Here is a 13702-nt window from a genome sequence, read left to right on the forward strand (position 1 = left end):
CACGCCGGATCAGCGGCTTGGCCTTCACTTCCTCGCTCCCGAACGACACCATGGCCGGGCGGTCCCCTTGAACAACAGGTGGACGGTGCACAGGGACAGCGTCGAGCCGGGATGCAAGCGGGGGGCCTTGTCACGTTGACTGAGGAATGATCGTCCGAGGTTGTACCAGGGTGCGGGAGCACCGGTGCCGGGTCTGGATCAGACATCGGCGGGCTGTGCGGTGGTACCGGTGATCTGGTCGACGGCACCAGCAACCCCCGACACGGCACGATCAACCCGAAGACCATCCAACACCGTCAGCCAACGTGACAGTGCCGTCTGCGGTGACGCGTGGCGGACTCGCCGACATCAGGCAAGCACGCTGCCGGATACGACGCCGCTGTGACGACGTCCCGCCCCGCGTGGGAGCCCCGTCACCACCCGTCCCAGAACAGTGGTTCGCTGTAGCGGTCGTGTTCGCGGAGTGCCGCGATCGCCCGGTGCAGGGCGTAGGCGACGTCCGGAGCGTCGGGTGCGCCAAGCGCCGGCAGACCTCGCGGGCGAGCAGCGGGGCCATACGGTGCTCCACGCTCCACAGGCCCCCGATCACCTGCCGGTAGCCGCACAACTGGAAGGCGGAGGCGATGGAGATGACCTCGTCGGCCAGTTCCCTACCCGGGGCGGAACTGTGGCAAGCGGACAGGTGGGCGAACTCGGCGTGCGGCAGCCGCTCGGCGACCAGCTCTCGCAGGGCAAGGTTGCCGTCGTGCAGAAGGAGCCTGCTGTGCGAGGGGTCGGCCGGGTCTCGTACATCATGGCAGGGCAGGTGGGCGTGGGTGTGCGTGCGCAGCACGGCCTCGGGCGTGGCCGTAATTCGGCCCGGAGGCCGGACAGCGGGCGGGTGACGGTCGGCTCGTCGTCGAGGGCAGCCAGTTGCGGCCGGGTGTCGCCCGCTTCCACGGCGACCGCGACGAGTGACGTCCGGTCGGCGTCGAGGGCGGGTGGTGTCGGCCGCACCTACACCCAGCGTCGCGCCCACTCGCGCTCCTCCCCCGCCGCGCTACGACCGGCGCCTCGCCGCGTGCACGGCAAGGCCGACTGACTGTGGCGCTTGGCCGCGGCCGTCGGGTGGATCACAGTGGGATGGTGGTGATGCGCTGCGCGGTTCATCGGTCGGCGGAGGATCTTCCCGGACGGTGCCTGCTGCTTCCGCATTCCTCCGGTGTCACCGGTGGCTCGGCCGGGGTCGTCGGGGGCGGGCGGAAAAGGACGGCCCGGGCCACGGACGGGGCGAACAGGGCGGTGACGGGAGCGGAGAGGGTCAGTACGGAGCGGAAGGCGCGCCCCACGACCGGGTCGCCGGGGTAGCACGCCTGGACGCGCTGCAGATACCAGTCGGCAGCGCGGTCTACGGGCCCGCCGCCGACTACGGTGCCGGTCGCGCCGGGCATCTTGCGATCCGCCCCGGCGGAGATGTTCCACGCCTGCCGGGACGCCGCGAGGAGTGCCCGCTGCACGCATCGCGTCGTAGAAGTCCGGCGCGGATCGGCCAGTGCATCGCGCAGGGCGACCGCACTCATCGCGGCGACGGCCATGCCCTGCCCATAGACCGGGTTGAAGGTGCACAGGGCGTCGCCTGTGGCGAGGAACCCTGCCGGGTGGCGGCCGGGCAGGTCGTAGCGGCGGCGGATGTTCGCGGTCTGCCGGTAGCCGAACGCCGGTGAGAGCGGTTCGGCCTCCTCCAGCCACCGATGCAGGAGTGGATGCGGCAGCCTCTTCGTGTACGTCACGAACTCGTCGTCGGCCGTGGGTGGTTCGTCGCCGCGCAGCCCCGAGACAATGACCAGATGGGTGCCGTCCTCCAGCGGCAGCGCACCGCCGGCGTGAACCTGGGCCGGGCTGGGATAGACGTAGTAGCCGGCTGTGTCGCCGTCAAGGAAGCCGTTTCTGCCGCGGTAGAGGCGGGATGCGTACGCAAGCCCCGTGTCGATGGTCTCCTCGTACGGGGCTCTGGCCCCGATCGCCGTGAGCCATTGCGGGGCCTTCGTGCCGCTGCCTGACGCGTCGATGACCAGGTCGGCCTTGAGGGCACGCTGCTCCCCGCGGGCGCCACCGGAGCGGTCCCGCAGCAGTACACCCCGTACGCGCGAGGCGTCACCGAGGAGCCCGAGTACATCGGTCGCCTCCACCACGCTGATCCCTGGATCGGCGAGGACACGCCGCCGCACCAGCTCTTCCAGCTGTGCGCGGGAACCGGTGTAGATGTGCGTGGTTGCAGGCAGCCGCCGGAACCAGCGCCCGTCCTGCCACAGCACCAAGTCCGACGGCATACCCACCCGCGGCGCCCCCGCCGCCTCCAGTTCCGCGAGTAAGCCCGGCAGCAGCGACTCCAGGGCCAACTGCCCGCCCTCCAGCAGGACATGCGGATGCCGGCCCTGCGCCACTCCGGGCCGCGGTTTCACGCCCTCCGGGAACCTGTCGCGCTCGACAACGGTCACCCGCTCGGCGTGCCCGGCCAGGACATGCGCTGCGAGGAGCCCTGCGAGGCTCCCGCCCACGACGACCGCATGCCGCTCGTCCCGGTCTCCGTCTACGCCCCAATGGCTCTTCCCAGCAGAGTTCACCGATCCGCCTCCCTGAGCACTGTGTCATGAAAGACATCAGTATCCGGCACTGTCGGGCGAATTGGCCGCGTTCACTGCATTCACGCCCCCCGAACACACCCTTCACGCCCCGGCCCCACCATCGGAGCACGCGTCGCCCACGGACAACCGGAGCGGGAGACGGCACTGCGCAAACTTGACCCGGGCTGCAACCCTGCATGGTCGGCGGTATGGCAGCGACACTCCGCCGCCATACGCGAACTGCTCGCGAAGGTCCACTGTCCGGCCCTGGAAGTGACCGCCATCCGCGATCGGCCCTTGACGGCCATCGTGCTCGCCAGGACCTCTGGCCGCGGGCAACGCCGCCCTTGCCGAATACCTCATCCATGCAGGTGGGTGCGGGTTTGGGTGTCGGCCGGCGGTTGCCCGAGTCGGCGCTCTCGCGCGGTCGGTGGTTGCGGCTTGGTGATCGGTCGTGCTGCTGAGACTGGCGTACCCGGGTATGACGAACACGTTCGCGATGCTGCGGCTGCTTGCCGGTGAGCAGCCGCGAGAAGGATGCAGAAATCCTGGCCCTGCGCCATCGGATTGCGGTCCTGGAGCGGCAGCTGAACGGGCAGCGGGTCCGGTTTTACGCGAGCGACCGGGCGTTCCTGGCCGCGTTGCTCCAGGGCCTGCCGCGGGAGGTGCCGCGCGGGATGCGACTGCGGCGCGGGCGGCGGAGTCGGGTATCGCGGCCAGCGTGACGGCCATGTGGAGCAGGTTGACGTAGCCCAAACCCGAGACCTCCAGCGGGCGGGCCGAGGTGCGGCCTTCTACGACGGCCAGCATCAGTTCCAGACCACGCGCGAGGCAGGAGTCATCTATCACCTGTCCCCGCGTGTAGGACCACTGGCGCTGCACGCCCGAAGTGAGAGAGGCGAGATGGGTAATGATGCGTTCTTCGACGGCTTCGATGAGCCCGTCCTTGGCAAGGTTCTCCAGGGGCCGGGAGGCCTTCACCCTCAGCGGCACCGGGCTACGGCTGCCGTCGCGGCGTTCTTGCTGGCACGCAGCAGCTCGGTGAGGATCCGGGTTTCCTGAGCTTCCCCCGCTGTGCGGGAGTGGCTGACCAGCTGGTCAGGGCAGGTTGTCGGGGTTTCAGGTTCACCGGTTCGGCCATTGCCCGGTCGGCGTAGTGCTTCTCCTCGAACTCGATGGAGCTGAGGTAGCCGAGTCGTTCCTGGATGCGGCGGGGGTTGTAGAACCCGTCGAGATACTCGAAGAGCGCGAGGTCGGCCTCGGCTCTGCTGGCGAACACCGGCTGCGGATGCACTCGGCTTTGACCAGCATCCACAGGTTCTCCGCCAGGGCATTGTCGAACGAGTCGTCCACCGACTCCATGGACGCCTCAATTCCCGCTCTCATCAAGCGGGTTGTGAGATTGATGGACGTGTACTGACAGCCGTGGCCGGAAACACCCGTGCCCGCGCTTCCCACTGGCCTTCGGACGCTCGCTGACGAAACCCTCGCCCGCATCGCCAGCGATGCGGCGGGACCGGCCTCAGACCGGGTCGAGCCGGAGGACTGGAAGCAACGGCAGACGACGCTCACCCGCCTTCGCGCAGTACTCGCTCCGCCCCCACCTTCCTTCGCTCTCTTCGATGTCCACTCATAACGGAGCGTCACTCGGCGCTGCTATCACGAGCGTGAGCCGCGGGCGGCGTGAGGAACGGGCAACCGAGCTGGTCGGGAAAGGGGTGCGTCTCATGCACCAAGTCTCCGATCGAGCCACCACCTCCACGTGAGTGCGCTTACTCACGTGAGTAGGGAGACTCCCTCGACCCGGTACCGGTGCCCTTTGTGCGACGGTGACGCGTCCCCCACGGATCCTCCTCCAACATGATCAACTCAAAAATCATCCCACCCCGTCAGCCAACATGACAGTGCCGCATGAACGGCACGGGGCAGTGTCGCTGGACTGGCAGTGAACCGCCCCGGCCCGTCGTGGGGCGCCCTGGACACCCGCTCCTGGCCGGGCGTCGCGGAGACGGAGCCGACCGACATCGACGCCGAGCAGGGCGGGGCCAGGGGCCTGGCTACCAGCTGTGTGCCACGTCCACCACCAGCCGGTCAGGCAGTACCAGCACTCGGAACGGCAGCTTGGCCCGGACCCCGAGCCCGATGTTGGTCCCTCCGTAGTAGTAGCCGCCGAACTTCGCGTCCCGGAAGGTCTGGTAACCGCTGAAGTCCAGCCCCGGCAGCGGATCCGCGATCGCGACCGGATACTGCGCTTGGTTGACCGGCGCAGTGAACACGATCTCGATGATCGCTCCGCCCTCGACAGGGATGCCGGTCTCAGACGGGATGTGGGCGAAACCGGGCACGTACCGCACCCGGTACAGGGCCGGATCGGCAGTGGTCATGCCTGGAATGTCGAAGACCATCCGGTCGTAGCAGTCGTGACGGCCGGTCCTGACGTCCGTCAGGGAACCGATCATTGCTACCGAACCCGGTTCCGACTTCGCCAGACTCCCCCAGTCCGTCTTACAAGTGGTGGTCTGCGACGTGGCCGCGGCAGTCGGCGCGGCGCTTGTCCCTGCCAGTACCAGCGCCAGCGTCGCCAGCGCCGTTGCCCAGCGTCTCATCGGTGAGCAACCCCCTTCTACTTCTGGTGTATTACGCATCCACGCCATGTGAGACAAAGGAGGCAAAGGATTGGTTGGAGGCGATGACAGTCGCGTTTCGGACATTCCCGCCTGGTGGGGCTTCCCTCGCCGTACGGCATCCAGGAGGCCGCGAAGTCGAGTTCGCCCTGACTCTGCCGGTCTCGGCGACACCTGAACCGTGGTTCCGGATCACTTTCCTTGCCAGAGCCGCGGAGAGTCACCACGACGGCGTCGTCCCGTTGTTGGGTGGGTGAGTGTCTGACGGCGCGTCGAGGTGTGTTGGGGCGGCCGAAGGCCCCCATGCTGGCCGCCGCCGGAATCGCCGGGGTGGTCCTGCTCGCCGTACCGCTGCTGATCGTGGCCGGTAACGACCGGGACGAGCAGCCCGAGGACCACGCCACCGTGGCTGCCGACTCCCGGGCGCTGTACGACGGTCGGGAGGCACAGCAGCCGCCGGGCGTTTACGCCGCGGAGCCCCCGAAGGGCGATGCTCAGGCCGGCTCGTCGAAGGACAAGGACGGCGACGAGGGGAAGCACGGCAAGGAGGCGAAGGACGGCAAGGAGGAGGGGAAGGACGACGGCAAGTGCCTCACCGCGAGTTCCCGGGGAGCCGGGGCGGAACTGGTCGTCCAGCCCTGCGGAGCCTCGCAAGGCGCCCAGATCTGGTCCTTCCACGACAACGACCGCACCCTGCGCATCGGCGAGGACCTGTGCATGGGGCTGGACAGCGGGTCGGTGGAGAAGGGCACGGCGATCCGGCTGCAGCGGTGCAACGCGTCGGCCGGGCAGAAGTTCAAGATCAACGCGACCGAGGACCTGGTGTCGCTCAAGGCCGGCAACAAGTGCGCCGGCATGTGGTCCTGCACGCGACGCCTCGATGGCCGGGAGTGCCTTCGACGTCTGGGACGGCCTGATCCCCGCCAACCGGCTCGCGCATACCTACCGGGTTCGGTTCCGTTACATCTTGAGGCGTGGCCACACCGTCGAGGGTATTGCCGCCACCGTCGGCATCCTCGAACAGGCGGGGAAACAACTTCTCCGTGTCGGCCGCATCAGTGCGGTGGACAAGTCCTCGGTGTTCACGATCTTCCTCAACGCCGCAGCGGCAGCAGTGGTGTCCTGCGCTGGAGGGCCTCGATCCGGCACCTCGCGAGCGCCGCCCGACAACCCCGAGTGACAACACTTCTGCCTTTGTGACATACATCGCTCTTCGGCTCAACCGGTCTGAGACTCGCAGGGTGTTTCTGGTAGGTCTAGAGGTCGAACTCGACGTGCTCGATGTCCGTGAACCGGACCTCCTCCAGGCTTCCGGCGCGGTGGCCGTTGTCCTGGAAGTACACCTCCTTAGCGCTCCAGCGCGGCCTCGGTGAGCACGATCAGCGGGTCGGCGTCCTTGCCCGGACCGGACAGCTTCGGCTGCCCGAGCTTCGCCTCGCGCAGCGTCCAGGGCCGGAATCGACTTGGCGGGCACGTCCAGGACCAGGCCGCCGGTGCAGTACGCCAGCACTTGTCCGTCCTCGACGTCGACGACCGCCAGCGGCCCGTTCTCAAACCGTGGGTCGGTGCCGCCCGCCGGGGTTCCGGCCGGAGCCGCCTTCTTCGCGCCCGGACGGCGCGATGTCGACGGCCTGGTGGTACGCGCCGAACGCGGCGCGGCCGCCGGAGCAGCGACGACGGGGGCGGGGTTGGTCTGGGTGTTCTCGGTTGCAGTCATGACGCAGCTTCGGGCGCCGGGCCTGTGGACAGAGTCTGAGCTTCTGCCGGGGCGGGCGTGCCGGTGAACGTGTCCGGCGGCACCGCCGGGCGGCCGACTCCTCCGGCACGGAGGGCGCTGGGTAGAGCTCTGCGAGCTTCTCCAGCAGACGCGCGTACGCCTCGCGCTCCGGACCGCGCGGCTCGGTCGGTTTCTTGGGCGACTCCCAGGCGGACACCGTGGCCCGGCGCACCTTCAGTGCAGCGGCGACTTCGTCCAGCGTCAGACCGTGCGCGACCCGCAACCGCTTGCGCTCCTCCGCCGGCGGCAGCGGAGAGCGGGACGTGACCAGCGCGTCGACCGCGTCGAACAACTCGGACATGGAGCACCTCCTGAGCCATACCCTACCCCACTAACCGTACGGATCGCGTACTTTTACCGTACGGATCGCGTACGAAAAGCGTTCGAGGGGTGGAAAGACGCGCGGTGTCCCTGCTCAGCAGGACGCCGCGGCCAGACTGGACGGTTGATCAGTCCGACTGGAAGAGCTCACGCGTTGTCGAGGCGGTCCGCCACCGGCCGTTGGTGGAAGGGAGGCCGGACACGGGCCGGACGTACGTGTCGTAGACCAGGAACGCGACGACCTGGGATTCGATGCGGGCGGGGCCGTCCTTTTCCGCGGCCTCCAGTTCCCGCCCGGCAGCACGCAGCGGGCCTGTGGCTCCTCGTACCGCTCCACTCGCCGGAAGCCCGGCCGGTCCTTGGCGGCCACGAGCCGGCCTTCCTCCTGGTTCAGGACGAGGGCTCTGCCGTCTGCGTCCCAGGACTCCACCAGCACCTCCAGTTCGTCGTCCTCTGTCCCGGAAGCGTCGGGATCGGTGAAGTAGGCGTAGTAACGCACCCGCTGAGTGCCCCTTCGACGATGGTGGTCCCCGACGAACCGAGCACGGAGGAGATCCGGTCGATCCCGCTCATGCGGATGTGCGGAGCGGGGCAGGCTGCGGCAGCACGGCCGCCGTCCCGGTCTCCCTCGGCACGCGCTCCGCCCTCGCCCGGCGCAGGGCCGCCGTGTGGGAGGTGGCGGCGCTGGGTGAGGGCCGCCGTGATCGGGACCGGTGCGTCGCCGGGCGTGGCCTCCGACTCCGGGAACGTCCTCCGGCTGAGCTCGCGCATCGCCCTGGTCTGCCGCTCCATAGCCTCCGCGATCGCCGGGTCTAGCCGCTGTGCGGGAGCGGCGGCCTGGTGCGCGGCGAGCTTGTGAACGGTCCTCTGCACTGACCGTTGACCGCTCCGGGTGCTGTTGTCACTGGGCTGGTGCCACCCAGGCGCCCCGCTCCCCGCCTGCGGCTCGGTCTCACCTGCCCCGGTTCGGCTGCCGCCAGGTGAGACCGACCGGTGTGGCTCAGCGGGTCCGGTAGCGCGCGTAGATCAGTCCGCTGTCGAAGGCGCGCTCCTCGACCAGCTCGAGATCGAGGCGCACGCCGTCGGGGAAGAACCGCTTGCCGCCGCCGACCACGCTCGTGGTGATGAACAGGTGGTACTCGTCCACCAGGCCGGCCGCGATCACCTGGGCCGCGAGGTTCGGGCCGTCGACGGTGAGGTCGTGATCAGCCTCGGCCTTGAGCTTGCGCACCGCGTCCGGGTCGAAGGTCCGCTCGATCCTGGTCTTCGCGCTGGACACCGACTCAAGCGTCGTGGAGTACACGATCTTCTCCGCGGCCTGCCAGTCGCGGGCGTACTGCAGGATGTGCGGCGGCTGGTCGGGCTCGGTGTGCGCGGTCTCCCAGTAGACCATCGTCTCGTACATCCGTCGGCCGTAGAGGTACGTGCCGACGGGGCGGAAGAGGTCGTTGATGAAGGTATGCACCTCCTGGTCGTCGGCCCCGGTGCCGAGGTCGCCCTCCGCCGCCTCGGCGTAGCCGTCGAGCGAGGTGATCATCGAGTAGATGAGCTTTGCCATGCGTCTCCTTCGGGTACGAGCCCGTGCCAGCAGTCCTGCAGGCTGTGACCTCCGCACGACCCGGAACTCATCGATCGGCCGGCCGGCCGGTCCCTTCAACCGTCAGATCCCGGACGAAGCGCACCTCGTCGGCGGGTTGCCCACGCAGTTCCGCGCCCTGGCCACCCGCTACGCGAAGCGAGTGGCCTCCTACCGGTCGGAGATCATCATCGCGGCCATCGTGTTGTGGCTGCGCACCGACTTACAGGACACGCCCCAGTCTTCTGAGTCAGGAATTCTGTTCAGATGTGTGGGCTTGCCTGGTGGCGCGTACTGGGCGGCCGAAGGCCTGGTTGACGCTGTCGGATGGGGAGCGGGCTGCGCTGGAGGGGTGGGTGCGGCGCCGTTCGACGCCGCAGGCGTGGGCCTTGCGGTGCCGGATCATCCTGGCGTGCGCCGCCGGCGCGTCGAACAAGGACGTGGCCGCGCAGTTGGGCTCCACGCCGCATGCGGTGGGCCGGTGGCGGGCACGGTTCGTCGAGCACCGGATCGCCGGCCCGGGCGACATGCCGCGCTCCGGCGGCCCCCGCACGGTCACCGACGAGCAGGTCGCCGCGGTGGTCACCAAGACGCCGGAGACCACGCCGGAGAACGCCACCCACTGGTCGACGAGGGCGATGGCCAAGGAGATGGGCCTGTCGCAGTCGACCGTGTCGCGGATCCGGCGGGCCTTCGGCCTGCAACCGCACCGCGCCCAGACGTTCAAGCTGCCGACGGACCCGTACGTCGTCGACAAGGTCCACGACGTGGTCGGCCTGCCTCCACCTGGACCCGCCCGGGCGGGCACTGGTCTTCCGCGTGGACGAGAAGTCACAGATCCGGGCCCCGGACCGCTCTCAGCCCGTGCTGCCGATGATGCCCGGGATCCCGCAGCGGGTCACCCACGACCACGTGCGGGCGGGCGCCACCACACTGTTCGCCGCGCTTGAGGTCGCCACCGGCAAGGTGATCGGCTCCCTGCACCGCCGACACCGGGCCGAGGAGTTCAAGAAGTTCCTGCGCAACTTTCCCTGTGCGTCATGAATCCAACCTGTGACCGCGGCCCACCATTGACCCGCACACGGGAGCAGATCATGACCCACAGACGTTCCACGGCCGTTGCTGCCGCGTCATTCCTGCTGCTGAGCGGTGTGGCCCTCACCGCCGCGCCCGCAGTCTTCGCGGGCACGCCCGGAGGCACCTACGCCGACGACCGCAACAGCGACTTCGACGGCGACGGCTACGACGACGTCCTGACCGGCGCTCCGGGCGGCACCGACGGCGGCAAGAAGGGGGCGGGCTACGTCACCGTCCAGTACGGCGCCGCGAGCGGCCTAGGTACCGCCACCAGCATCCCCCGGGTCCGCACTGCCGTCTTCGGTCAGGCGACCGCGGGCGTCCCGGGCTCCGCCGAGTCCGGTGACGGCTTCGGCACCGCCGTGGCCACGGGGGACCTCGACGCCGACGGCTACGACGACGCGATCGTCGCCGCGCCGGGTGAGGACGAGGGTTCCGTGAGCGACGCGGGCCGGGTGACGGTCCTCTATGGATCCCGGGCCGGGCTGACTCCCGCCCGCAGCGTCACCCTGGGGTCGGGTGTACCCGCGGCGGACACCCGGTTCGGCCTGGCCGTCGCCGCCGCCCGGCTCTCCGGAACCACACCTGGCGACGTCCTCGCCGTGGCCGACCGCGGAGGCGCCTCCCTGTTCACCTACGGCGCCGGCTCCCTGGAAGGAACGGGCCGGCTCGACACCGCCGGTGTTCCCGGCCGCGACTCGATGCAGCCCGCTTCCCTGACCACCGGAAACTACGACGGCGACGGATACGCGGACCTGCTCGTGTCCGGCAGCAGCCTGGAGGAGGACTACAGACCACGGTCCTCCCTGTACATGGGCGCCGCAGACGGGCCGGTCTACACCCGCGGCCTTCTCGGCGGCTCCGCCACGGCCTCCGGCGACATCGACAACGACGGATACGACGACCTGGTCTACGGCAAACCCGACAAGCCCGAGGACGAGAACGAACCCCTCACGGGCGGAGTCGTCGGCGTGTACCTGGGCTCCGAGAACGGCATGGACGACGTGAACGAACTCGGCACACCCGACCAGGTGTGGACCCAGAACACCGCCGGCGTGCCCGGTACCGCCGAGCTCGGCGACGCCTTCGGCGCCGATGTCTCCCTCGCCGACATCGACGGTGACGGCTACGCCGATCTGGCCGTGGGCGTGCCCGGCGAGGACATCGGTGCCGTGGCGGACGCGGGCGGGGTGCGGATCCTGCGCGGCTCGGCCGCCGGGCTGACCGCGGTGGGCGCGAAGTCCTTCGACCAGAGCTTGGCGGGCGTGCCCGGCACGGCGGAGAAGGGGGACCGCTGGGGCGGGCAGGTCCGGCTCGCCGACACGGACGCCGACGGCCGCTCCGAACTGCTGACCGCGGCGCCCGGCGAGAACACCGACGACGGGGTGGTCTGGTGGCTTGCCGCCTCCACGACCGGGACGGTGAGCACCGGATCGTGGTCGTACGGCGGAGGCTCGCTCGGCGCTTCCGGAACCGACGCGCGCTTCGGTACGTCGATCGACGAGTGAGTCGGGGCCCCCGACGCTCCGCTGATCATGTGGCGGACAGGTCCGTCACAGGGTTCGTCGGGGGCGCAGGTCTGTCACGGGGCGATGCCGACGGTGTTCGGTGGATTCGCGCCCCGTCCACGCTGGGCACGTTCCCGCGTGCGTCCACCCACGAACATGATCTTCAACTCCACACTGTCCATCGCCGGTTCCTCGCAACCGGCCACGCACACCCCACTGCTGCCCGGCGCGGACGCGATGGCGTTCATCAATGTCGACTCCACCCACAAGCGGGTCTGCGGCCGGGCCGAACAGGGCGCCGCCCATCCGCTTTCACGTGCTGCCCGCGCAGACCAACACTCTCGGTTCCGCCCCACGCCCTCCCCTCGCAGACAAGTGGTCGGCCCCTCGAACACCCCACACTGGAGAGCCGACCACCGCTTCGCCTTCACAGCGAAGTCAGCTCCTGACGCAGACCCAGGTAGCAGCGCAGCCGCACCCCGGGCTGGCCTGCATCCCGGCTCGTGTGCCGGGCGGTGGCCGTCGCCCACCGCCCGACGAGCAGTTGCTGGAAGGCGAGCGCGGTCGCCTCGTCGACGGAGGCGATATCGACGACGACCAGGCCAGCCTCTGCTACGTGCACTTCGTTGATCGGATCCGTGCCCTGCACCACGGCCAGGCTCCGGGGAGGGTTCCGGCACTGCAGCGTCTTCACCCGACCGGGTACCGGAAGCCCGGCAGTGGGGCACGCTGTGACCCAGCCTGGCGGCCGGGCGGGTGATCAGCGGCTGCCAGCCGTTACCCGCGCCCCAGGGACTCGAGTTGACCGGTCATGAGCCGACAGTGGATGAGCTCAGCCGCAGTGTTGACGGTCCTGCTCCTCGCCATTCCCGCACCGGCCGCCGAAGCGTCGCCTCCAGCGAGCACCGCCGCCGTGGGCACTGTCACGTTGACTGACCGGGTGGCATGACCAACCAGAAGATCATCCCACCCGGTCAGTACCCACATGTTCCCCCTGCATGGTGCGGGCACAGCCCGGAGACGACGACATGAGGAACGTAGATCCGGGATGTGCGTGGTGCGGATGGCGGCCGGTCGGCCGCACACGCACACCCTGCCCACCTCGCGGCCGACACGAGGACCGCGAACCGGATCGAGGCCGCCGGCCGTCGTGGCCGACAGTGCCCGGAGCCCGCCGGATCACGTCCCCGGCGGACGCGCCAGCGCGTCGACGGTCGCGGAGAACAACCACGGCAGCCGCTGCGCCGCGGGCACCAGCGCCGTGCGGAGCGGGGGCACCCTCGTCGCGCCGAGCAGCGCGTGGGTCAGCCATCGGTAGCGCCGGGTGAGTCTCCGCCACTCCCGTTCGTAGGCCGCCAGGTCGCCGTTGATGACTGCCCGCACCGCCGCCGACGCCTGCGCGAGCGCCAGCGCGATGCCCTCGCCGGTCAGCGCGTCGACGTAGCCGGCCGCATCACCGACGAGCAGCACCCGGCCGGCGGTGCGCGCGCTCGCGTCCTGGCGGAGCGGGCCCGCCCCGCGCGCCGGTGTGGCGGTCCCGGCTCCGGCCAGCCGCTCCTGCAACTCGGGGAAGGCGGCGAGGTGGTCGTCGTACGGTCCCCGGTCGGCGGTGAGCACCGCGACGCCCACGAGGTCGTCGGACACCGGGGTCACGTAGGCCTCCGCGTCACGGGCCCAGTGCACCTCGACGTGGTCGCTCCAGGGGGTGAGCGCGTAGTGGCGCCGCAGCCCGTGCCGCCGGTGGGCCCGACACGGGCGGTGCAGCCCCAGGGCCCGGCGGATCGGTGAGTGCAGGCCGTCGGCCGCGACGAGGTGGCGGGCACGGGTGCCGTCGACCACCACACCGTCCTCGTCCTGCTCGACACGGCGCACGGCGCGCTGCTCGACCCGCACGCCCGCGGCCAGCACCACCTCGCGTAGCGCCGCGTGCAGCACAGTGCGGCGCACTCCGCGGCCCGGGCCCGCTCGGAAGTCGGCGTCGGCCCGGTGTGCCCCGGCTACGTACCGGATGCCCCGCAGGTCGTAGCCCGGCGGGTGGACGCCGAGTGCTGCCAGACCGGCGACGGCACCCGGCATCAGCCCCTCGCCGCACGCCTTGTCGATGGTGCCGGCGCGCTGTTCCCAGACGGTCGCTTCGAGCCCCGCCCGGGCCGCGTGCAGGGCCGTGGCGAGACCTGCGGGTCCCCCGCCCACGACGAGCAGGTCCATGCGCGTCC

General features: G+C 70.0%; 10 protein-coding genes and 3 pseudogenes. 3 read left to right on the plus strand and 10 right to left on the minus strand.

Going from position 1 to position 13702, the window contains the following annotated elements; translation table 11 throughout:
• Positions 1-271: 271 nt before the first annotated feature.
• From ACFWVE_RS02970 to ACFWVE_RS02985, 4 genes are all read right to left on the minus strand, one after another.
• Positions 272-1018, minus strand: a complete 747-nt coding sequence (locus tag ACFWVE_RS02970) for a CHAT domain-containing protein (RefSeq protein WP_384007636.1) — start codon at positions 1016-1018, stop codon at positions 272-274.
• A gap of 127 nt (positions 1019-1145) precedes the next feature.
• On the minus strand, positions 1146-2537 hold the full coding sequence (locus ACFWVE_RS02975; protein ID WP_384007774.1) for an FAD-dependent oxidoreductase: 1392 nt from the start codon (positions 2535-2537) through the stop codon (positions 1146-1148).
• Between the two features lie 1063 nt (positions 2538-3600).
• Positions 3601-3882 carry an IS3 family transposase gene (locus tag ACFWVE_RS02980; protein ID WP_384007638.1) on the minus strand — a complete coding sequence of 94 codons (282 nt, stop codon included), beginning with the start codon at positions 3880-3882 and terminating at the stop codon, positions 3601-3603.
• Positions 3883-4660: 778 nt separating this feature from the next.
• Positions 4661-5209: a hypothetical protein gene (locus ACFWVE_RS02985; protein ID WP_384007640.1), complete on the minus strand. Its 549-nt coding sequence runs from the start codon at positions 5207-5209 to the stop codon at positions 4661-4663.
• 300 nt (positions 5210-5509) lie between these two features.
• Between ACFWVE_RS02985 and ACFWVE_RS02990 the strand changes: the two genes are divergently transcribed.
• A complete protein-coding gene (locus ACFWVE_RS02990; RefSeq protein WP_384007641.1) occupies positions 5510-6427 on the plus strand; it encodes a ricin-type beta-trefoil lectin domain protein in 918 nt (305 codons plus the stop codon).
• 56 nt (positions 6428-6483) lie between these two features.
• On the opposite strand, the pseudogene ACFWVE_RS02995 reads toward ACFWVE_RS02990, so the two are convergent.
• From ACFWVE_RS02995 to ACFWVE_RS03005, 3 genes and pseudogenes are all read right to left on the minus strand, one after another.
• Positions 6484-6576 (minus strand): annotated as a pseudogene (locus tag ACFWVE_RS02995) (XRE family transcriptional regulator); the annotation flags it as partial.
• 1 nt (position 6577) lies between these two features.
• Positions 6578-7305 (minus strand): annotated as a pseudogene (locus ACFWVE_RS03000) (helix-turn-helix domain-containing protein); the annotation flags it as partial.
• 1020 nt (positions 7306-8325) lie between these two features.
• Positions 8326-8883, minus strand: coding sequence for a dihydrofolate reductase family protein (locus ACFWVE_RS03005; protein WP_384007643.1), 558 nt, complete (start codon positions 8881-8883; stop codon positions 8326-8328).
• Between the two features lie 302 nt (positions 8884-9185).
• Here ACFWVE_RS03005 and ACFWVE_RS03010 point away from each other — a divergent pair.
• Together ACFWVE_RS03010 and ACFWVE_RS03015 are read left to right on the plus strand one after the other, a co-directional pair.
• Positions 9186-9921 (plus strand): annotated as a pseudogene (locus tag ACFWVE_RS03010) (IS630 family transposase); the annotation flags it as partial.
• Between the two features lie 74 nt (positions 9922-9995).
• Complete coding sequence (locus ACFWVE_RS03015; protein WP_384007644.1) at positions 9996-11486, plus strand: FG-GAP repeat protein; 1491 nt, start codon at positions 9996-9998, stop codon at positions 11484-11486.
• A gap of 74 nt (positions 11487-11560) precedes the next feature.
• On the opposite strand, the gene ACFWVE_RS03020 is transcribed toward ACFWVE_RS03015, so the two are convergent.
• The 3 genes from ACFWVE_RS03020 to ACFWVE_RS03030 form a co-directional block, all read right to left on the minus strand.
• Complete coding sequence (locus tag ACFWVE_RS03020; protein WP_384007646.1) at positions 11561-11734, minus strand: hypothetical protein; 174 nt, start codon at positions 11732-11734, stop codon at positions 11561-11563.
• Between the two features lie 179 nt (positions 11735-11913).
• The gene (locus ACFWVE_RS03025; protein WP_384007648.1) at positions 11914-12108 is read right to left on the minus strand and encodes a DUF6207 family protein; all 195 of its coding nucleotides are present in this window, start codon (positions 12106-12108) and stop codon (positions 11914-11916) included.
• Positions 12109-12665: 557 nt separating this feature from the next.
• Positions 12666-13694: an NAD(P)/FAD-dependent oxidoreductase gene (locus ACFWVE_RS03030; protein ID WP_384007650.1), complete on the minus strand. Its 1029-nt coding sequence runs from the start codon at positions 13692-13694 to the stop codon at positions 12666-12668.
• Positions 13695-13702: the final 8 nt, after the last annotated feature.

This window comes from Streptomyces sp. NPDC058632 (assembly GCF_042717095.1).
Lineage (GTDB): Bacteria > Actinomycetota > Actinomycetes > Streptomycetales > Streptomycetaceae > Streptomyces.

Bases quoted from the DNA above. Each gene is read 5' to 3' on its own strand.
- ACFWVE_RS03020 (WP_384007646.1), bottom strand. From the start codon at position 11,734: ATGAACGCCATCGCGTCCGCGCCGGGCAGCAGTGGGGTGTGCGTGGCC.
- ACFWVE_RS02985 (WP_384007640.1), bottom strand. From the start codon at position 5,209: ATGAGACGCTGGGCAACGGCGCTGGCGACGCTGGCGCTGGTACTGGCA.
- ACFWVE_RS03005 (WP_384007643.1), bottom strand. From the start codon at position 8,883: ATGGCAAAGCTCATCTACTCGATGATCACCTCGCTCGACGGCTACGCC.
- ACFWVE_RS03015 (WP_384007644.1), top strand. From the start codon at position 9,996: ATGACCCACAGACGTTCCACGGCCGTTGCTGCCGCGTCATTCCTGCTG.
- ACFWVE_RS03030 (WP_384007650.1), bottom strand. From the start codon at position 13,694: ATGGACCTGCTCGTCGTGGGCGGGGGACCCGCAGGTCTCGCCACGGCC.